Here is a 21,142-nt window from a genome sequence, read left to right as displayed (position 1 = left end):
GATTTTATGCACGTTCAGCCTACTAGCCCGATTCGTTTCTCGCCGCGCGCAAAGTTTGTAACAGTCCTTTCGATTGTTATTATTAGCCTGTACTTGGTCAACCAAGCCTGGCATATTATGATTCCCTTTATCTGGGCAATCATCACAGCCTATATTTTTAACCCAGTTGTTACATGGATGCAACGGCGGACCAAAACCCCGCGTTTTTGGTGGGTGATTGTGCTCTATATCATCGGCTTTACGCTGTTAACGCTGCTGGTAAGTAATGTCATCCCCATCATCACGACCCAAATTAACGATCTTGCCAAGGCCATTCCCGAATGGCTTGAGGACGCAAGTAATTATGTCGAGAAACATGAATCGCTCACAATTCGTGGGGTCGAAATTATTAATTTGCGCGAGGCTGAACGTGAAATCTCTGGCGCAATCGCTGCCTTTGCCAAAGATTTGCCAAGTGCTGCACCCAAGTTTTTATTTGGGATTGCCGAAGGCTTCATTCTCACCTTGGTCTATTTTGTGGTGACGTTCTATTTGCTGCTGCAAGCAGAAACTATCCCTAATAATTTCTATCGCTTGATTCCCGAACGTCATCGCGATGAAATTCGCCAATTGGTTAGCTCGATCGATCGCGTGCTCTCGGCCTACATTCGCGGTCAGTTTTTGCTGATTATCATTATGTCGGTGCTGAGCTATATTGCGCTCTCGATTTTGCAAGTCAAATATGCTTTGATCATTGCCATTGCCACAGGCTTCTTGGAAATTATTCCCATCATTGGGCCATACTTGGCCACCGCCATCGCCGCCTTAGTTGGTTTGTTCCAAGGCACAACCCCATTTGGCTGGGAGCCATGGTTGCTGGCCTTGGTAATTGTCATCACCTACTTTGCCCTGCGCCAATTCGAAGATCACTTTATTATTCCCAACTTGGTCGGCCACATCGTCAATGTGCACCCAGTCTTTGTGATCTTTGCAATTCTGGCAGGGGGAGCGGTAGCTGGCGGCTTGGGCCTCCTATTATCCATCCCAATGGCCGCTGTCGCACGGATTATCTTGGCCTATCTGCATAGCAAGCTGGTCGATTCGCCCAATCCTCAAGCCGATTTAGTTGAGCAAGAGGAAAAGCTGCTTGAGAAACCAGCAGCTACCGAGCGCCGCGAAGGCCGTCGCAACCGCCGCGAAGCCAAAAAACGCATCGAAGGCGGCGATATTCAACCATAAGTAGCCGATGAAAAACAACCGATTTAGCCACAGGCCGAAAACCTGTGGCTTTTTGCTGCTTGACACATTGAAACATTTGTTCTATATTTTTTATGTATATTGATTGGATACGGGCCAGCAATGGCTATGGGTAACCGAGTTCACGAAAGGAATAGCACAATGTTTCAGTCGCTCGAACAACTTGAAACAGGCAGTTTATTTATATTAACCGGCCAATCTGGCGCAGGGAAATCGCACTTAGCCGCCAGCACCCGCCGCAGCGGCACGGTCTGGATCTTGGATACCGAGGGCGCTGCCAAGAATCTTTTGGGCAAGCCAGGCGTGCATAAATCGATCCAAGCGGTTCAAACGCTTTCACTCCAACAAATTTTGGCCGCAATGCAAGAGATTTTGCGCATTGGCAAGGCTGGCGATACCGTTGTGCTCGACTCAGTTTCCAAAGTGCTGCAAGCGATGCGCGCTCATGCTCAGCAACGGGCTGGCGCAGAAACCGATCGCAAAACCCAAATTGAGTTTGATGAATATGCCTCTTTCAATCGCAACCTGCAAGCGATTTATACTGGCCTGACCGAGCTAAAACAACATGGCTTCCATGTGATTATCATCGGCCACTTGGCCAAACAATATAGCGAACAAAGCGAAGATCGCAACCATACCGATGTGGGCTTGCGCGTGCTGGCCGATGAACACATTACCTACGAGGCCGATGCAATTATCCTGGTTGAGCGCGATGGCGAACAACGCCAAATGCGGCCAATCATCAAGCCACCACGGCCATTGCACCTCAAATTGGGCGCAAATTATCCCGCTAAACTTGGCACGCTTTATCCTGAGCTAGCGCTTGACGAAGCCTTTGGCAACAGCCCTGAGCGCACAGGCCGCCCCGTCGATGCCAATGAAGCAGAACGCCGCTTCTTTGCGCGCTATTCCTCGGTCGTTGGCGGCAACAATTGGAACGCCGTACAGCGCTACCTTGGGCGCAAGGATAAAAAACCCAGCACCATCGAAGGCTGGATCAGCGCCGCCGAACAGGTTCGCCAAGCTCCAAATGATCAAGCGATGGCCGCCTAAAATGAAGTTAAGCAAAATCCCTCGTCCAGCATTCAACTAGACGAGGGATTTGAATTATGGTTTAGATGCATGGCACAACGTCTATTCAACTATGCTCTATGCTCTATGTTCTCTGCTCTTATTGGGCACTTGGCATTTGAACTGGCACTTTAACCGTAATCTTGCCAGCCTTTTCAAAGGTCAACGTAAGATCAAGCGTATCGCCAACTTTGAGATCCTGTTTGATTTCCAGCAACATAATATGGAAGCCACCTGGTTTTAATACTGCTTCACCATTGGCTGGCACTTCGATTTTCTCAACTTGCTCCATCTTCATCACATCGCCATCGGCAGTAACTGTGTGCAACTCGACTTTGCCAGCAACATCAGTTGCAGCAGCAATCAAGTTATCGGCAGCGCCAGTATTGCGAATCGTCATATACGCGGCGCTATTGCTACCCATCATCGCACCACCGCCCATGCCGCCACCCATGGTTGGGCTGATCGGCGTGGTTGCCATAGTTGGGGTTTGCATAAGCGTTGCCGGCGCAAAGGCAGGTCGCGCAAACGAACCTTCGATCGTTAATGGGCTAGCTGCGTTATCGGTTGTAGCACCACACCCAGCCAAAAACAAAACCAATAAACCAAGCATAAAGCGTTTCATGAAGCGTTTCTCCACTTATTCAACAGCGATGTATTGCAACATCGTTTTAAGATCAGTCGCTAAAAGAGTTGGATCAACATCGTGGTTGGCCATGGCAAACCAGCGCCCTTGTTGATCGATAATATATAAGCCAGCAGTATGATCGATGGTGTATTGCAAGGCCGAGTCGGGCAATTCGCGCCGCTGAGCATGCACCCCATACTCTTTTTTCACCGCTTCGACCGCCGCCGTTTCGCCATTTAAGCCCAGAATCGTTGAATCGAACAACGAAACATAGCGATCGATCGTCGCTGGATTATCGCGCTCCGGATCGACCGTTACAAAGGCAATTTGCACCTTGTCGCCATCAGCGCCAAGCTGTTTGCGAGCCTGTGATGAAAGCCCCAAAGCCAAGGGGCAAACATCAGGGCAAGCAGTAAAACCAAAAAAGAGAATTACGATTTTGCCGCGTTGCTCAGCCAAATGGAATTCAGCGCCATGCTGATCAATCAGGCTAAAATCGGGCGCAGCGGTTGGGTTTTCAATTGGACGAATAATCTGATAGCTAGCCGTGCCACAACCGCTTAAACTCAAACCAAGCCCAAGCAGCACACAGGCCAAAAGCCAATGAGCGTATTTCATAGCACCCATCCTTCGGATTTTAGAAATTTACAATTGCAGGAATATAGTTATCAACCAAGCACGAGGATTCTTGGCGGGGGCGTGATAATTTGTGGATGATAGCTCGGCCAAACGCGCTGCACTTGACCTAAGCGTCGCCATACACGCGGCGCAAGCATCCAGCTAGTAAGCAGGAGCAACACCATTGGATAGACTGCTGCCAAGCCATCAGGCAGCGGAGGCATTGGTTGCGGTGCAGAATCGCTATGCTGTGCGTGCAAATCGCAAACCAACATCGTCGCATGATTCGAAGCAGCGCCAGTTTGGCTTTGCATGCCCCACCACCAGCAATGGGCAATACAGGCAATCGGGCAAAACAAAGCCAGTTGAATCAGAATGATCCAACTGACTGTTTGAATATGCCGAGGCCAATGCCGCGCGTGCTGTTGCTTCAATGCATTCATGATAGGGCTACTATACCATAGCCCGCATGCCGCTCAATCAGGCATTAAACCGATTATTGATTGGTGCGGAGCTGACGTTTAAACGTTACGAGGAGTCGTGAACTCTGGCCTTGGCCATGGTTGAGATCAACGAGATTGACCAGCTCCCAGCCATCTTTGCCAGCTTTATTCAGCATCAAACTAATTGCAGCTGGGTCAACATTGGGTCCCCAAAAGCCACTAACATCGACAAGTTCAACATGATATTCCCATTGTTGCATGACGTAGTTCCTCAAAAAAATTTGATTGTAGCGATGGTACGTAGCAAGTTAGCTCGATGTTCCAGCCTGCGCCAGCAAGCGTTTAGCCTGCTGCACAACTTGGTGCACCGCAATTGCGGTCATACATTCGCTAGGCTTGGTTTGGCGTGGGCAATGGGTTAACACGCCACATGGCGAGCACGCTATTGCTGCATCAAGCACCACATGGCGCTGCGGATCACCCCAAGGCCCAAAACGCCGCTTATCACCAGGCCCAAAGAGGTGGATCGTGGGCGTGGCTTGGCTTACCGCCAAATGCAACGGGCCAGTATCAACCCCCAAAACCACAGCGCAGCGCCCAAATAAAGCTGCTAATTGGCCTAAATTGGCCTGCCCAACCGCATTCAGATGCGGAATCGTCAGCTGCTGGCTAATTGCTGCCACATCAGCAGCATCGGCAGGCCCGCCAGTCAACACAATTTGCGCCTGATCAGCTAATTGGGCAGCAACCTGAGCCCAACGCTCAGCTGGCCATAATTTCGCCGCGCCACCGCTGCCTGCCTGAATCGCCACCAAGGGTTTTTGAATCTGATGTTGGGCCAGCCAAGCAGCTGCCCAAGCATGTTCCTCGTCACTTGGCACAAAGCGCAACCTATACTTTTGCGTGTCAACAGAGCCAAGTGCAGCAACCAAATCTAAGGCTTGTTGGGTTACATGGGCATTTGGGTTCCAAGCCAAGGCGGTGGTTAAGCTTGGCGCAACCAAGGGATGCGCAAACCCAATCCGGCGGCCAGCACCAGATCCCAGCGCCAACAAGCCGCCCCACCAATGGTCATCGCGCATAACCAAGGCTGTATCAAACTTCATTTGGCGCAAACGGGCAGCTTCCTGCCAGAGCAAGCGATAGGGAGCCAAAGCCGAGGGCTGAGCACCACGCACAAAGCCAGGAAATTCACAAATTTCAATTGCATCAAGATCGGGGTTATCTGCCAAAAGCCGCTCGGCCCACGAACCAATCAACACGCTGACATGGGCTTGCGGTTGGCTTTGGCGCAAAGCACGTAAGGCGGGGGTCAACAATAAAATATCGCCCAAATGGTCGGGCTTAATCACCAAAATGCGCTGCGGTTGAGCTGGCGCTGGCCGGGTAAAAACACCTAAGGCCAGCGCCAAACTGCGCACAATTGTCGAACGAAGTAAAGCTTTCATAGAAGGATGAAGGATGAAGGATGAGGGATGAAAACCGCCATCACAGCATCATAAAGCTCCCAGCATAGGCCACTTTTATGCAGAAATGTGAAGGATGAGCGATGATCATATTCATAATTCATCCCTCATCCTTCATCCCTTAAAACAGCAGGCTTGCCGATTCGCGGGCGACTTGGCGCAAACGATCAACGACTTCTTTGCGACCTGCTTTTTCCATTTGTTCGGCCAATTCGTTGACTTCCTTGACGAAATCGCCGTTGACCAAGGCCATGTTTTTGCGCAGCAACTTGGTAGCATCGCCAGCAGTTTCAGCGCTCAACAATTGATTGATCAAGCGTTCTTGGGGGGTCATGGCCTCTTGCAGCACTTCGGCAGCGGTTTGGCGCAACAGAATCAATTGCTCGGCAATAATTTGCTGATTAGTGCGCATCGCTGCATTTAAGTTGGCATCGATCACCACAAAGAAGGCTTCGCTCAGCTCTTTATTCCGCTCGCTCAACAAGGCACGCGGATCTTCTGCTTGCAAGGCATCGCGCAACAGGCCATTGGCTGTTTCAAAAATTGCTTGTGCTTCAGCATCCATGCGTTCGAGCGTGCTGTAAATATGCTCACGGCGAGCTTGGGCAGCAGCTTGCTCTGCCTCAGGCAAGGCAGCAATTTGCGCATCCCAAGCTTCGAAGGTTTCATCATCGATCAAAGGACGATAATTGCTAATCACATCTTCGAGGCTTGCATCATCTGCATCGCGCAAGGCAGCAACCACATCTTCGACCGCTGGCTCTTGCAAGCCTGCGGCAACCGGATCAAAACCACTCAACTGCATCACTCGTTGGCTCAGCTCGCCAATCATTTCGGCGCTATCTTCGCGGCCTTGTTGCAAGGCTGCTTCAATATACGAATTGAGGGTCAAGAAAAATTCGCCATCAAGTGCAGCTTTGTTATCGGCCACTACTTGCGCCAATTTACCTTCTGCTGAATCGAGCAAATTCTCGGCCCGATCGGCTTCGAGCGCTTCGGCCAGTTGGCTCAGCAACTCGACCCGTTGGCGTTGGGCTTGCATCGCTTCTTTGGTAATGCCTTCGCTTTCCAACAGCGTTTCAATCAGCGTTTGCATCGTCATAAAGCGCCGTGGCGTGAGCAAATAGCCGCGAGGAGCATCTGGTGGCAACAATTGCATGGCCACTTTGGAAGCCTCGCCAACGAAGCGTTCTTGTTCTTCTGGTGGCAAGTTTAATTCTTGCGGAAAGAGCGTCCAGAAAAATTTCTTTTCTGGATCGTGGTAAATCAACGGTGAGGCCAACATGCCGCCAGCGCCACAATTGGGGCAGACAGCGACATTTAATTGACCGGAAAGCATCGCACCTTTTAATTCGGGCTGCACCCCAACATCAACGTATGTCCAAAGTGCCACCACAAACGGCGTTTGGCAATTTTGACAGCGAATCTGAACCCGCTGTGGCGGCACGACAGGCCGCTGCGGGCCACCTTGGGTGGTTTCGTCCAGCCCTTGTGGTGGATTGGTCATTGAGTGATTCCTTTCAACGAACACGATTAAAAGCCACTATGCATTATACGCGAGGTTGCAGCAGAATACTATTCGTAGGCTGTTAGATTGGCGTACTTTATTGCATAGATAGAGTTTTAGCTGCCCGTAGTAAGCGTCACTTTTGCCATTTAGGCCATCCTTAGGTACCATAGCGAGCATCACACCGATGGGAACCCAAAATCCCCTCTTGACAATGAAACATTACCCTTGCTCAGCGCGTACCGAGTATAGTGGTGCGAGGTAGAACCGCGTGACAGAGATCAATAGTGAAGAATTGACGCTGGTGCGGGCGACAATTCGTGGCGACCAAATTGCATTTCAACGGATTGTCGAATTGTACCAGGGGCCAATTTTCAACTTGGCCTACCGGATGTTGCACGATGGCCATGAGGCCGAAGATGCAGCCCAAGAAATTTTCATCCGGGCCTATACCAAGCTTGAAACGTTCGATCAAAGCCGCAAATTTTCTACATGGCTCTTTTCAGTCGCATCGAACTACTGCATTGATCGCTTACGGCGACGGCGACCGATAGTGCCACTTGATGATTTGGCATTTGCCCTACCAAGTACCGATGATGGCCCTGAACGCTCAGCATTGCGTGGTGAGTTGCGCGATGCCGTCCAGCGTGCCTTAGCCACGCTGCCCGATCATTATCGGCTGGTGGCAGTGCTACGCTACTGGAACGATCTCTCCTATCAAGAGATCGAAAATATTACGGGGCTATCAGAAAGTGCGGTTAAAACCCGGCTCCATCGTGCTCGCAATATGGTGGCCGCTGCGTTGGATAAACAAGGAGCAGAGCTATGACATGCCGTTCGATTCGCGAGCTACGCGCTCAACAACCAGATGACCCTGACGACCAACAACTGATTTCTCGCCATGTACAGGAGTGCCCAATGTGCCTCGATGAACTTGGGCAATTGCCCGCCGCCTTAGCCGCTCCCAAATCGGCTATTCCACCGCCAAATTTTGCCGCCAGCTTAATGGCAAAATTACCAGCGACTCCTGCGCTTGCAGCAACTCAAGCCCGTAGCCGTGCCTTACGTCAACGTGTGCTGTGGGGTGTGGTTCTGGGCTTCGTCACATTAATCGTCCTCTGGGGCGGTTATGGGGTCTTGTTCGATAGTTCCTTGCCTGCCGCCACCTTTGGCGGGGTTGATTCAAGCGCAGGCCGCGGGGTTATGGCCTTGACCTTAGCAGGCAAGCCGATGGCGGCAACCCTTGGATTAATTGGCATCCCCTTGCTCCTTGGGGTGCTTGTGCTTGCAGGTGCAGCACTGATGATCTGGCGACGTTTGTTGACCCCTTCACCGGCGCTGCTTGTGGAGGTAGAACAATGAAACGCAATCCACGAGCGTTCTTATTTGGCTGGATCATTCTAGCCCTGATTATTATTGCCTCACCAACGTTTGTGTTTGCGCAAGCGCTGCGAACCGATGGTGATGCGTTGGTAGTTCGCGCTGGCTCAACTGAAGGTGGCGACATCGCAACCATCAGCCAACCAATCGTGATCGATGGTGTGGTTGAAGGCGATGTAACTTCGGTCACTGGCTCGATTATCGTCCGTGGCTCAGTCGAAGGCGATGTAGTTAGTTTGTTTGGCAATGTTACCTTCGAAGCAGATTCGATTGCCCAAGGCAATGTGATGGCTGCAACGGGCGAAGTTCAGATGCAATCGGGCGCTGATGTTGCCCAAGCTGGAGCCGTTTTCAATGGCAATCTCAGCGATAGCGGCGCAGCAGCGCTCTTACCAGTCGAAGGCAATCAAACGCTGAACACTTCAACGCGGGTCATTCTGGCAGTTGTTTTGGCAATTTTGGCCACAATTATCGCTAGCTTGTTGAGCTTGATTTGGCCACGTTCATTTGCCAGCGGCGCTCAAATTATTCGCTTGGCCACGCAACGCGCTTTGGGCTTGGGCCTCGTGTGGTCGGTGCTTTCGGTAGTAGTCGTTGGCGGCATCGCCTTGCTCTTGATCTTCTCGTTGGTTGGCTTGGCGGTCTTGCCAGTCTTGTTGCTGATTGCCCAAGTGCCCTATTTGATTGGGCTGGCAGCAATCGCGATGGTGATTGGCCAACGGCTCAAATTACATGGCCCAGCAGCAGTTTTGGTTGGCAGCCTAGCAATTGTGCTCCCAGCAATTGGCTTGGCAGCAATCAGCTTGCCCGCCGCGTTTGTCTGGTTCTATCTTAGCTCTGGGGTCGGCATTGGCGGCATGTTCTTGCTACGATCAACGGTTGTTCAACGCCATAGCCTCCAGTTCTGAATACATCCACAACCGATTATCATTTGAGAGGGTTGGTTTGCACCAACTCTCTCTTTTGGCTTAAATGGAGTTGTTATGGTGATTGTGGTTATGGGCGTGAGCGGAGTTGGCAAAACAACAATTGGCCAGCAGTTGGCGGCAGCTCAAGCTTGGCACTTTATCGATGCAGACGATCTGCATCCCGAGGCCAATCGCCAAAAAATGGCCAGCGGCCAGCCATTAACCGATGCCGATCGTTGGCCATGGCTAGCTTTGGTGCACCAACAAATTGAGGCGGCGTGTAGCCAAAATCAGAGTTTGGTGTTGGCATGCTCAGCCTTACGCGCCGAATATCGGGCCTATTTGCATATTAATCAACAGGTGCATTTTGTACATTTGGTTGGCGATCCAAGCTTAATTCAGGCCCGTTTGCAACAACGCAGCAATCATTTTATGCCGAGTAGCTTATTAACCAGCCAATTGGCAACCTTGGAAATGCCCAGCAATGCCCTAACTCTTAACGTTGATGCTGAACCAAACACGCTGGTTGGGAGTATTCAGCAATGGATTCTCGGGTTAGAATAAGTTAGCCGCATAACACGAGGTACGTATGGAGTTTCCAGTGGTTTCTGAGGCGCAGATTCAGGCAATCGCAGGCGTAGTGAACTTTGAACAGGGCTTAGAATATTTCGAGCAAGGCATGGTCGAAGCTGTCCAAGCCCATGGTGCAAGCGTTCAGGCCTCGGTTGTTGATCGTAACAATCGCCATTATTTGGTTAGTATCCAAACTCACTCTGCTCAGCAGATTACAATTCAATGCACATGCGTAGCGCAGGCTAGTGAGTGTTGCGCTCATGGCGTGGCGGTGCTGCTCTTTTTGAGCTATTGCTCCGACCAAGTTCTGCCAGAAGCAACAACATCCAAAGTTACGCTCGATGAGCTTGAGGCAGGCCAATTGCGCACCTTGTTGCGCGATGTGGCTGAGCAACACCCAGAAGTGAGCAGTTTGGTCGACGATCGGATTGAACGTCTAGGGTTTTAAGCCACGATCAACGAGCAGAGTTTTAACGCAGAGGCGCAGAGAATATGAGGCTCTAGGCTAAGTGTAGAGGTTCATTGCGTTAAAGACGATTTTCCCCTCACCCCTAGCCCCCTCGCCCGTCGAACGGGCGAGGGGGAACCACGAAGTCGATACTCCCCTCGCCCGCGTTTAGTGGGAGAGGGGCTGGGGGTGAGGGATAGTTGTTAATCCAATAGCCTATAGCCCAAAGCCTAGAGCCAAGCTCCTATAGCCCAAGCACTTACAATATCAAATTATCAATGAGCCGAGTTTTGCCAATGCGCACTGCTAACGAAACCAATCCACCACGCTGATCGATAGTAGTCAATTCTTGCAAGCTTTGCGGATCGGCAATGCTCACATAATCGACTTGGGCCAATGGTTCTTGGTTGAGGGTTGCAAGCATTAATTGGCGCACTGCTTCTGCATCGGTTTGGCCTTCTGCATAGGCGGTTTGGGCTGCACTCAAAGCGCGATAGAGCACTGGGGCTGCTGCCCGTTGCTCAGGCGTGAGATAGCTATTGCGGCTGCTCAGCGCCAAGCCATCAGCCTCACGAACGGTTGGCGCAATTACCACTTCAACTGGCAAGGCCAAATCGCGTACAAATTGGCGAATAACCACAGTTTGTTGGGCATCTTTTTGGCCAAAATAGGCCTTGGTTGGTTGCACAACATTAAATAATTTGGTTACAACTGTCGCTACGCCCCGAAAATGGCCAGGTCGGCGCGCGCCTTCCAAGGGTGCAGTCACGCCTTCTACATCGACATAGCTGCTAAATCCAGCAGGATACATTTCTTCAACGCTTGGCATCCAAACCAAATCGCAGCCAGCTTCGGTTAATAAATCAAGGTCGCGTTGGGTATCCCGCGGGTAGCTCGCAAAATCTTCGTTGGGGCCAAATTGGGTTGGATTAACGAAAATCGAGACAATCGCCACGCCATTTTCAGCCTTGGCTTGTTGCACTAAACTCAGGTGTCCAGCATGCAAAAACCCCATAGTTGGCACAAAACCAACAGTATTCCATTGGCGACGGGCTGCCCGAACTTGCTCAATTGTGGTTACAACCTGCATACATCATTCCTCATAGCTAGAACATGGGCTAGCAACTATCTTAATTCAAGCACTTGCAAAGTGCCAAATAGAATATTTTTAACAGAAAATAGCCTATCAATCGAATAAATTCAAGCCAACATATAAGCTGCATTTTTCGATAATAGTATGTTAAATATGATATAGATTTAGTCATTTTATTAAAGAAATCTAAAAAATTAAGTTGCTTTAATTATTTGAATATGCTAGTATCATGATCATATGAACAATTTTGCATGGGTGCAGATATATTCCATTGATTGAAGTAAGTTTCCATGCATGTAATTTGTTTAATCATGCACAAGCAATAATTGAATATTTAGCCTGCTTATATGTTTAATTGAGCCTATTGCTTAATTAAATTCTATCAAGCTTTGCTTATTTACATCCAGATGATTCGATTGAATAATTTATGCATGATTATAGCCTAATTATATTGAGACCGATCCCATAGACTGAAATATACTAAACCTGTATATTTTTAGCTGCTATAATTCTACATTATCGCATTTGTTGCGTAGCAGCACGCCTCAACTACCGGCTCTTTTTTTAGGCACTGTTTTTAATCTTTATTAAGGATTCTCCGATGAATCAATTTAATCGCCGTGATTTTTTACGACGTTTAGGCTTCGTTGCCACCGGCATTGCTGCCAGCCAATTGGATCTTGCGCCCGTCGCTGGGCAAACCACAAGCATCGTTGTTGCCAAAGATGGCAGCGGCGCGCATACCACTATCCAAGCAGCAATCAACGCTGTGCCAACCAACAACCCCAATCGGGTGGTGATTTTCATCAAAAACGGCACCTACAAAGAAGTCATTACGATTCCCAATAACAAGCCAAAAATTACGCTGTATGGCCAAAGCCGCGATGGCACTGTTTTGACGTATGACAACTACGCCAGCAAAACCAAGCCCGATGGCACAACCTATGGCACAAGCGGCAGCGCCAGTTGCTATTTCTACGCTAACGATTGCAACGCCACTAACCTAACGATTCAAAATAGTTCTGGCAATGTTGGCCAAGCTGTAGCCCTGTATGCCAGCGGCAACCGCCTGAATTTTCGCAATGTGCGCATGTTGGGCTATCAAGATACGTTGTATGCAAACGCAGGGCGGCAGTATTACAACAATTGCTTAATTCAAGGCGCGGTTGATTTTATTTTTGGCAATGCCACGGCAGTGTTTGATACGTGCCAAATTGTGAGCAACGGCCAAGGCTATATCACCGCCCACTCTCGTACCGCCAGCGACCAAACGACAGGCTATGTGTTTACCAACTGCACGGTTAGTGGCTCCAGCAATACCTTGACCTACCTTGGCCGACCGTGGCGGCCTTATGCGCGGGTGATTTTCCTCAACAGCAATCTTGGCTCGCATGTTCGGCCAGCAGGTTGGGATAATTGGGGCAATAGCGTCAACGAAGCAACCGCCTATTACGGCGAGCAAGGCAATACTGGCGGTGGCGCAAGCCTCAACAATCGGGTTGGTTGGATGAAAAAACTCAGCAGCCAACAAGCCCAAAGCTTCAGCACCGCCACATTTCTGAATAACGATGGCTGGCTGACCACCTCTGAGCAATATCTGAGTGGCTTGATTCAAACTGGCTTTCCTAGCACAACCCCAAATCCAACCCCAGCCCCAACTGGCTATTTCAAGCTAATCAATCGCCAAAGTGGCAAGGCGCTCGATGTCGCCGCCAAATCGACCAGCAATGGCGGCAATGTGCAGCAATGGGCCGATAACGGTGGCGCGAATCAACAATGGCAAATCGTTGATGTTGGGAGCGGTTTCAAAAAAATCATTAATCGCCATAGTGGTTTGGCACTGGAAGTTGCAGCTGGATCAAAAGCTAGTGGCGCAAACGTGCAGCAATGGAGTTATGGCGGCACGGCCCATCAGCAATGGCAAGTGCTCGATGCAGGTGGCGGCTATATCTATGTTGTCAATCGCAATAGCCAACAAGCGCTTGATGTAGCAGCTGGCTCCGGCGCAGATGGAGCAAACGTGCAGCAATGGGGCTATGCAGGCGGCGCGTGGCAGCAATGGCAATTGATTGCGATTTAAAAGCATAGAACATATGAGTAGGGGCCAGCAGCTAGGATTCAGGGGTCAGTAGTTAGAGCATAGAACAAAGAGCATAGAGCATAGTAAGTAGGGGCTAGGGTTCAGAGGGCAGAACATAGAACAAAGAGCATAGAACATACATCCATTCTTCGTGCTCTTCGCGTTCTTCGTGGTTTCAATCATCCCAATCCCTGACAACTTATCCCTGACAACTCATCCCTCAACAAGGAGTTTGACCAATGAAATTAACAACCGCCCGACGTTGGATGCTTGCAACTGGATTAGTGACGGCTCTAATTGGCACAATCAAAAGCCCAATTACCAACGCCCAAGCTGGCCTGAGCTGCCAAGTTAATTATGCAATTACCAATCAATGGGGCAGCGGCTTTCAAGCAGATGTGGTGGTGCGCAACACTGGAACCAGCGTGATTAATGGCTGGACAGTGGCTTGGAGCACACCCAGCGGCCAGCAGATTAACCAAGCTTGGAATGCGACCGTGAGCCAAAATGGCAGCCAAGTCAGCGCCAAAAACGTCGATTGGAATGCCAGCATCGCTGCTGGTGGCAACCAAAGCTTTGGTTTTACCGCCACAACCACTGGCAGTTTGGCCGTGCCAAGCAGTTTTACGGTTAATGGCGTAGTTTGTGGTGGTGGCGTTAGCCCAACCGCGACCTCGCCAGTTGCCACTGCAACCCGTACACCTGGCCCAACCGCCACGCGTACTCCAGGCCCAACTGCAACCCGCACGCCAGCGCCAACTGCAACTCGTACCCCTGTCGCCACGGCTACGGTTGTGCCAACCAATCCGCCTGTCAGCAATGGACTGATTGGCTGGGCCACAGTTTCGGGGGCTGGCTTGAGCACAACGACTGGTGGCGCAGGCGGCAGCACGGTCACGGCAGCCAACTTTACTGAATTGCAAAATTACGCCAAATCAAGCTCGCCGATGATTATTAAATTCTCTGGCACGATGCAAGGCACGCTTACGGTAGCCTCGAATAAGACCATCATCGGCAATAACAAGGCCTTGATTCAAGGCAATGTAAAAGTTTCAAATTCACAAAACATCATTTTGCAAAACTTCACGATCAACGGCAATAGCTGTGCTAGCTACGACGAATGCCGCGCTGGCAACGATGCCTTGGGGATTAGCAATTCGCACCACGTTTGGGTCGATCATCTGACCATCACCAACGGCCAAGATGGCAACTTCGACATCAATAATGGCTCGGATTTCATCACGGTTTCGTGGAGCAAATTTGGTTATACCACCAACAAAGAACATCGCTTCTCGAATTTGATTGGCAGCTCTGATGATTCGGCCTCAACTGATAGCGGCAAATTGAACGTAACTTTCCATCATAACTGGTGGTTTGCAGGCGCAATGCAACGTATGCCACGCACGCGCTTTGGCAAAATTCACGTCTTCAATAATTTATATACCGCCACTGGCAACGATTATTGTGTTAGCTCAGGCTATCAATCCAAATTGTTGCTCGAAAAGAATGCCTTTATCGGGGTCAACACGCCACATCGCTTGCACGAAGGCGATCTTAAGGCGGTCGATAACCTCTACCAAAATACAACTGGCGATCGCATCAGCACAGGCGTAGCGTTCACCCCACCATACAGCTATAACGCCGAATCGGCTAACTCGGTTAATAGTTCTGTCCAAGCAGGCGCTGGCGCGAAGTAGTTGATTGGGGGTCGGCATTTAGAGCATAGAACAAAGAGCATAGAACAAAGATCTAATGGTTCATCATGTTAACCACGGCTTGATCCCCTCACCCCCTCGCCCCCTCTCCCGCCTGCGGGCGAGGGGGAACCACGAGAACAGCGCTCCCCTCGCCCACGTTCAGTGGGCGAGGGGCTGGGGGTGAGGGAATGCCACTCGTTGCCAATCCAATGAACCATTACAGCTAGTATTCAGGGGTCAGCATTTAGAGCATAGAACAAAGAGCATAGAACAAAGAGCATAGAACTAGCTTCATTCTTCGTGCTCTTCGTGTTCTTCGTGGTTCCAATTATCCGATCCTCAGCCGCCGACACCCAAATTACAAGGAGTACCAATACCATGAACAAGCGTTGGCGAGTTTGTCTATTATTAATTGCAATTTTGGTAAGTACGTTTAGCTACACCAACACCAAAGCCCAAGCTGGCCTGAGCTGCCAAGTCAATTACGCAATTACCAATCAATGGGGCAGCGGCTTTCAAGCAGATGTGCTGATCAACAACACCGGAACCAGTGCGATCAACGGCTGGACAGTGGCTTGGAGCGCGCCCAGCGGCCAGCAAATTGGCCAAATCTGGAATGCGACCGTGAGCCAAAATGGCAGCCAAGTCAGCGCCAAAAACGTCGATTGGAACGCCAACATTGCTGCTGGTGGTAGCCAAGGCTTTGGTTTTACTGCTACAACGACTGGCAGTTTGGCTGTACCAAGCAGTTTTACGGTCAATGGCGTAGTCTGTGGCGGCGGGATTAGCCCAACCGCGACCATGCCAGTTGCCACAGCCACGAACCAACCTACTGCAATCGCAACCGCAACCAACGGCCCAACCAATGTGCCGACGGCCACGCGTGTTCCAACCAGCGTGCCAACCGCCACTCGCGTGCCAACCAGCGTGCCAACCGCCACGCCAAGCCCAACCACGGGCCGCCAAATGGAAAAACTCAATCGCGGGATTATCAGCGTGCGCCAAGGGAGCAACAATTTTGTGAGCTGGCGCATGCTTGGTACCGACCCAAGCTCGATTGGCTTTAATCTCTATCGCGGCACAACCAAAGTTAATGCTAGCCCAATTACCAACGCCACCAGCTATTTGGATAGCGGCGCGGCGGCCAACAGCGTCTACAGCGTGCGGCCTGTGCTCGATGGCGTTGAGCAAACCGCCTCGGAAAACTCGCTGAGTTTTGCCAATGGCTACCTTGATGTGCCGTTGCAAATTCCTGCTGGCGGCACAACCCCCGATGGCGTGGCCTACACCTACAGCGCCAACGATGCCAGCGTGGGCGATCTCGACGGCGATGGCCAGTATGAAATTGTGCTCAAGTGGGACCCAAGCAACGCCAAAGATAATTCGCAATCTGGCTATACGGGCAATGTCTACCTTGATGGCTACAAATTGAATGGTACGCGCTTGTGGCGCATCGATTTGGGCCGCAATATTCGGGCTGGCGCTCACTATACCCAATTTATGGTCTACGATTTGGATGGCGATGGCAAGGCCGAAGTTGCTGCCAAAACCGCCGATGGCACGCGCGATAATGCTGGCACGGTGATTGGCAACGCCAGCGCCGACCATCGCAATTCGGGCGGCTATATTCTTTCCGGCCCCGAATATCTGACCGTATTCAATGGCCAAACCGGAGCAATTCGCTCAACCGTTAATTATGATCCACCACGCGGCACGGTTTCAAGCTGGGGCGATAATTATGGCAATCGGGTTGATCGCTTTTTGGGCGGGATTGCCTACCTCGATGGCCAACGCCCAAGCTTGATTATGAGCCGTGGCTACTACACCCGCAGCGTGATTGCGGCGTGGGATTTCCGCAATGGCAGCCTGACCAAGCGTTGGACCTTCGATAGCAACGTTGCAGGCGGCCAATATGCTGGCCAAGGCAATCATAGCCTCTCGGTTGCCGATGTCGACCAAGATGGTAAAGATGAGATTATCTTTGGTTCCATGACGATCAATGATAATGGCCAACCGCTGTGGAACACCCGCAACGGCCACGGCGATGCCATGCATGTTGGCGATCTCAATCCAAATCGGCCTGGCTTGGAAATTTTCAAAGTCAGCGAAGATTCATCGAAGCCTGGCTCGTGGTTTGCCGATGCACGCACTGGCCAAATCTTGTGGCAAACAGCTGCTGGTGGCGATAATGGGCGCGGCGTTTCGAGCGATATTTGGGCTGGCAGCCCGGGCGCTGAATCGTGGTCATCGATGGACAGTAATTTGCGCAGCGTCAGCGGGGCGACGCTTGGCCGCAAACCATCATCAACCAACTTCTTAATTTGGTGGGATGGCGACCCAGTGCGCGAATTGCTCGATGCCACGCGCATCGACAAATATGGCCCATCAGGCGATACGCGCTTGCTGAATGGCAGCAATGTCAGTTCCAACAACAGCACCAAATCAACTCCCGCGTTGAGTGGCGATATTTTGGGCGATTGGCGCGAAGAAGTAATTTGGCGCACCAGCGATAATCGGGCGCTGCGAATCTATTCAACTAGCACCTCGACCAACCGCCGGCTCTTTACGCTGATGCACGATGCCCAATATCGGGTTGCGATTGCTTGGCAAAACACCGCCTACAATCAGCCACCACATCCTAGCTTTTTCTTGGGCGATGGCATGAGCAATCCACCCCAACCAAATATATACCTGCGCTAAACTATTTTGGCTTCGAATTAGCCAAGGCCGAGGAATTTACTCGGCCTTGGCAATTTTAAGAGGTCGTTCCCTCAACCCTAGCCTCTTTCAAGGGTAGGTTTTTTAAAAAGCATGGTGATCAACCATGCCCTCACCCCCCAGCCCCCTCTCCCACGAAAACGCGAGCGAGGGGGAGCCGACCTTGTTTCCCAATGCATTGTCGAAGAACCATTGGCGTTAAAGCCCCTCGCCCGCGCCACGGGCGAGGGGTTGGGGTGAGGGGATCACTCTTCATGTTTTTGGCCCAACTTGACAGCGCACAGGCTTAGCGGCACAATTGCAAGCGCTTGCAGAAATTTAGATATCAACCGAATCAAGAATTTCAGCTTGATTCAAAACCCATCCTCCAGCTAAAAATCCAACCTGCATGGGCGGCAATGGCCGATTCTAGGCTGTCGAATGGTGATTGCCAACTTGACTATGACAGTCAGCGTGCTCAATGAGGACAAACAGATATGCAGTATGAGCAACAAATCGAAGCCTTGTTGGCCCAAATGACGCTAGCCGAAAAAATTGGCCAAATGCGCCAACTTCATGGCACTGGCGAGAACCAAAAAAACCTCGTTCGTGAAGGCAACTTAGGCTCGGTGTTGAACGTGATCGATGCTGAGGCCTATGAAATTCAGCGCATCGCGGTCGAAGAATCGCGCTTGGGCATTCCGTTGTTAATTGGCCGCGACGTGATTCACGGCTTTCGTACGATTTTCCCAATTCCGCTTGGCCAAGCAGCCTCGTTTAACCCAGATTTAGTGCGCGAAGCAGCTCGGGTTGCTGCCCGCGAAGCCTCAGGTGCTGGCATCAACTGGACATTCGCGCCGATGATCGATATTGCGCGCGACCCACGTTGGGGCCGAATTGCCGAAAGCTGTGGCGAGGATGCCTATCTTGCCAGCTTGATGGGCGTGGCGATGGTCGAGGGTTTTCAGGGCGACGATTTAACTGCTCCCGAGGCGATTGCTGCCTGCGCCAAGCATTATGTTGGCTATGGCGCGAGTGAAAATGGTCGCGATTACAACACCGCTTGGATTCCAGAGGTTTTGCTACGCGATGTCTATTTAGCACCATTCCAAGCTGCTGCTGAAGCTGGCGCAGCCACCTTTATGAGCGCCTTCAACGATTTGAATGGCGTGCCAACCTCGGGCAACGAATTTACCTTACGCCAGATTTTGAAGGGCGAATGGGCCTACGATGGCATGGTCGTGAGCGATTGGGCCTCGATTGTCGAAATGATTCCCCATGGCTATGCCGCCGATGCCCGTGATGCAGCCTTGAAGGGCGTAACGGCTGGGGTTGATATGGAAATGGCCAGCACCAGCTACGCCGAATATCTGGCTGAATTAGTCGAAAGTGGCGCGCTCAGCCTCGATTTAATTGACGATGCTGTGCGGCGGGTGCTGCGCATCAAGTTCCGCTTGGGCTTATTCAATCAACCCTACGCCAACGCTGCCGCCAGTGAAAGCTTGGTTGCCGCCGAGCATTTGGATTTGGCCCGCCAAATTGCCAAAGAAAGCTGCGTGCTGCTGAGCAATAAGCAAATCTTGCCACTCAGCCAAAACCAAACCAAGGTCGCAATCGTTGGCCCATTGGCCGATCATGCCGCTGATCAACTTGGCTGTTGGGTATTTGATGGCAAGCCCGAAGATAGCCAAACCCCGTTGCAAGCGATTCGTGGGTTGCTTGGCAACGAGCAGGTTGTGTTTGCCCAAGGCTTGGCCGAGGCTCGCAGCACTGATCACAGCTTGTTTGACGAAGCGGTTGCTGCCGCGCAAGCAGCCGATGTGGTGCTGGCCTTTTTGGGTGAAGATGCAGGCTTGAGTGGCGAAGCCCACAGCCGCGCCTTTATCGATTTGCCTGGCGCTCAATTGGCCTTGGTCGATGCCTTGGTGGCAACTGGCAAGCCCGTGGTTGCCGTGGTAATGGCTGGGCGTTCGTTGGTGTTGGGAGAATTGCAGGATAAAGTGCAAGCCATGTTGTATGCATGGCATCCTGGCACGATGGCAGGCCCAGCTATTGCCGATTTATTGTTTGGCTTGGATAATCCCTCGGGCCGCTTGCCAATTAGCTTCCCGCGCACGGTTGGCCAAGTGCCAGTCTATTACAATCGCAAAAACACTGGTCGCCCACCAAGCGAAGATGCGCCCAGCATTCCAACTGGTACGCCGCTTGACCCCAGCGGCTTTACGTCAAGTTATCTTGATGTTGACCATCGGCCTTTGTTTGCCTTTGGCTATGGCTTGAGCTATACAACATTCGACTATAGCGATTTACGCTTATCCAACCAAAAAATAGGCTTCGATCAAACCCTCAGCATTAGCGCCACCATCACCAACACTGGCAAGTATGCAGGCTCCGAGGTTGTGCAGCTGTATATTCGCGATTTGGTGGGCAGCATGACGCGCCCAATCAAAGAACTCAAAGGCTTTCAGCGCATCCATTTGGAGCCAGGCCAAAGCCAAGAAGTGACGTTCGAGCTGCGCAGCACCGACCTCAGTTTCCACAATACTGCCATGCAAAAAATCGCTGAGCCAGGCGAGTTTCATGTTTGGATCGCGCCAAGTAGTCTTGGCGGTTTGCAAGCAACATTTGAATTGATTGCGTAGAACATAGAGCAAAGAACATAGAACATACTGATTAAAGATCCACGAAGGACACGAAGCGCACGAAGTTTGAATTAATCATTCTTCGTGGTTCTTCGTGTCCTTCGTGGTTAAATAAGCACTTTTGGATTAAAATAGATTTGTCCAGTGTTTACTTCATCCACAAGGAACAGAACTATGTCGCTTGCCTTAAATGTGATTAATCAGAATCAGCCGAGTTGTGCTGGTTGTGGTGGTTTGTGTTGTCGCTCATTTATTTTGCCAATTGACACCCCAGAAACTCGTGAAGATTTTGATGTGTTGCGCTGGCTGGTGCTGCATCGCGGCGTAAAATGCTTGGTCAAACAATCGGTGTGGGAAATAGAAATTGGCCTGCCATGCGAGCATTTGCAGGAAGATAGCCGCTGTGGCATTTATATGCAGCGCCCGAATGTCTGTGTTGAGTATGAAGTTGCCACCTGCGAGCGCCATCAGCCACCACATTACGAGGCAGTGATTGATAACGAACATGCCTTGAAAGCTTGGGTTTTCTCGCGCTATGGCATGTATCCCGACGACCCGGATTTTCCCTATGGCGAGCAAACAATTCGGGTTGGTTTGTTTTAAGCGCAATCATCGGTATCATGTTCGCAGCGAACGTCTAGTGATAAGGAACGAT

General features: G+C 51.0%; 19 protein-coding genes. 12 read left to right on the top strand and 7 right to left on the bottom strand.

Features of this window, described 5'->3' with window-relative positions:
- Positions 1–6 precede the first annotated feature (6 nt).
- Both ACFMKP_RS01420 and ACFMKP_RS01415 read left to right on the top strand, forming a co-directional pair.
- A complete protein-coding gene (locus ACFMKP_RS01420) occupies positions 7–1,218 on the top strand; it encodes an AI-2E family transporter (RefSeq protein WP_382288394.1) in 1,212 nt (403 codons plus the stop codon).
- A 159-nt stretch (positions 1,219–1,377) separates the two neighbouring features.
- A complete protein-coding gene (locus tag ACFMKP_RS01415) occupies positions 1,378–2,289 on the top strand; it encodes an AAA family ATPase (RefSeq protein WP_204754948.1) in 912 nt (303 codons plus the stop codon).
- A 118-nt stretch (positions 2,290–2,407) separates the two neighbouring features.
- Here ACFMKP_RS01415 and ACFMKP_RS01410 read toward each other — a convergent pair whose 3' ends face one another.
- The 6 genes from ACFMKP_RS01410 to ACFMKP_RS01385 form a co-directional block, all read right to left on the bottom strand.
- On the bottom strand, positions 2,408–2,932 hold the full coding sequence (locus ACFMKP_RS01410; RefSeq protein ID WP_382288391.1) for a copper chaperone PCu(A)C: 525 nt from the start codon (positions 2,930–2,932) through the stop codon (positions 2,408–2,410).
- 15 nt (positions 2,933–2,947) lie between these two features.
- A complete protein-coding gene (locus tag ACFMKP_RS01405) occupies positions 2,948–3,553 on the bottom strand; it encodes an SCO family protein (RefSeq protein WP_382288389.1) in 606 nt (201 codons plus the stop codon).
- A 50-nt stretch (positions 3,554–3,603) separates the two neighbouring features.
- On the bottom strand, positions 3,604–3,996 hold the full coding sequence (locus ACFMKP_RS01400; protein ID WP_382288388.1) for a hypothetical protein: 393 nt from the start codon (positions 3,994–3,996) through the stop codon (positions 3,604–3,606).
- Positions 3,997–4,049: 53 nt separating this feature from the next.
- Positions 4,050–4,256, bottom strand: a complete 207-nt coding sequence (locus tag ACFMKP_RS01395; RefSeq protein WP_382288386.1) for a DUF4177 domain-containing protein — start codon at positions 4,254–4,256, stop codon at positions 4,050–4,052.
- A gap of 48 nt (positions 4,257–4,304) precedes the next feature.
- The gene (locus tag ACFMKP_RS01390; RefSeq protein WP_382288383.1) at positions 4,305–5,444 is read right to left on the bottom strand and encodes a glycosyltransferase family 9 protein; all 1,140 of its coding nucleotides are present in this window, start codon (positions 5,442–5,444) and stop codon (positions 4,305–4,307) included.
- A 139-nt stretch (positions 5,445–5,583) separates the two neighbouring features.
- Complete coding sequence (locus ACFMKP_RS01385) at positions 5,584–6,969, bottom strand: CpXC domain-containing protein (protein ID WP_382288381.1); 1,386 nt, start codon at positions 6,967–6,969, stop codon at positions 5,584–5,586.
- 271 nt (positions 6,970–7,240) lie between these two features.
- Here ACFMKP_RS01385 and ACFMKP_RS01380 point away from each other — a divergent pair, with 271 nt between their 5' ends.
- The 5 genes from ACFMKP_RS01380 (at position 7,241) to ACFMKP_RS01360 (ending at position 10,278) form a co-directional block, all read left to right on the top strand.
- A complete protein-coding gene (locus ACFMKP_RS01380) occupies positions 7,241–7,798 on the top strand; it encodes a sigma-70 family RNA polymerase sigma factor (protein ID WP_054534994.1) in 558 nt (185 codons plus the stop codon).
- The gene (locus ACFMKP_RS01375) at positions 7,795–8,331 is read left to right on the top strand and encodes a hypothetical protein (RefSeq protein WP_204754940.1); all 537 of its coding nucleotides are present in this window, start codon (positions 7,795–7,797) and stop codon (positions 8,329–8,331) included. Before ACFMKP_RS01380 ends, ACFMKP_RS01375 begins: the two co-directional genes overlap by 4 nt.
- Positions 8,328–9,257 (top strand): hypothetical protein, encoded by a 930-nt coding sequence (locus ACFMKP_RS01370; RefSeq protein ID WP_382288377.1) that lies wholly within the window; start codon positions 8,328–8,330, stop codon positions 9,255–9,257. The genes ACFMKP_RS01375 and ACFMKP_RS01370 overlap by 4 nt, the downstream gene beginning before the upstream one ends.
- A gap of 75 nt (positions 9,258–9,332) precedes the next feature.
- Positions 9,333–9,821 carry a gluconokinase gene (locus tag ACFMKP_RS01365; RefSeq protein WP_382288375.1) on the top strand — a complete coding sequence of 163 codons (489 nt, stop codon included), beginning with the start codon at positions 9,333–9,335 and terminating at the stop codon, positions 9,819–9,821.
- A gap of 25 nt (positions 9,822–9,846) precedes the next feature.
- A complete protein-coding gene (locus tag ACFMKP_RS01360) occupies positions 9,847–10,278 on the top strand; it encodes an SWIM zinc finger domain-containing protein (protein WP_382288373.1) in 432 nt (143 codons plus the stop codon).
- 259 nt (positions 10,279–10,537) lie between these two features.
- Here ACFMKP_RS01360 and panC read toward each other — a convergent pair whose 3' ends face one another.
- The gene (gene panC / locus ACFMKP_RS01355; RefSeq protein WP_382288371.1) at positions 10,538–11,368 is read right to left on the bottom strand and encodes a pantoate--beta-alanine ligase; all 831 of its coding nucleotides are present in this window, start codon (positions 11,366–11,368) and stop codon (positions 10,538–10,540) included.
- 604 nt (positions 11,369–11,972) lie between these two features.
- On the opposite strand from panC, the gene ACFMKP_RS01350 reads away from it, so the two are divergent.
- The 5 genes from ACFMKP_RS01350 (at position 11,973) to ACFMKP_RS01330 (ending at position 21,090) form a co-directional block, all read left to right on the top strand.
- A complete protein-coding gene (locus tag ACFMKP_RS01350; RefSeq protein ID WP_382288369.1) occupies positions 11,973–13,451 on the top strand; it encodes a pectinesterase family protein in 1,479 nt (492 codons plus the stop codon).
- Positions 13,452–13,690: 239 nt separating this feature from the next.
- A complete protein-coding gene (locus ACFMKP_RS01345; protein WP_382288367.1) occupies positions 13,691–15,148 on the top strand; it encodes a cellulose binding domain-containing protein in 1,458 nt (485 codons plus the stop codon).
- Positions 15,149–15,526: 378 nt separating this feature from the next.
- Positions 15,527–17,848 (top strand): cellulose binding domain-containing protein, encoded by a 2,322-nt coding sequence (locus ACFMKP_RS01340; RefSeq protein ID WP_382288365.1) that lies wholly within the window; start codon positions 15,527–15,529, stop codon positions 17,846–17,848.
- A 494-nt stretch (positions 17,849–18,342) separates the two neighbouring features.
- Positions 18,343–20,487 (top strand): beta-glucosidase BglX, encoded by a 2,145-nt coding sequence (gene bglX / locus ACFMKP_RS01335; protein ID WP_382288362.1) that lies wholly within the window; start codon positions 18,343–18,345, stop codon positions 20,485–20,487.
- Between the two features lie 174 nt (positions 20,488–20,661).
- Entirely contained in the window at positions 20,662–21,090 is a 429-nt protein-coding gene (locus ACFMKP_RS01330) for a YkgJ family cysteine cluster protein (RefSeq protein ID WP_382288360.1), read from the top strand.
- The last annotated feature ends 52 nt before the right edge of the window (positions 21,091–21,142 follow it).

The organism is Herpetosiphon sp. NSE202 (assembly GCF_042688385.1).
Lineage (GTDB): Bacteria > Chloroflexota > Chloroflexia > Chloroflexales > Herpetosiphonaceae > Herpetosiphon.
The sequence above is the reverse complement of the archived record's forward strand: the minus strand, read 5'-3'. Positions and strand labels throughout refer to the sequence as shown.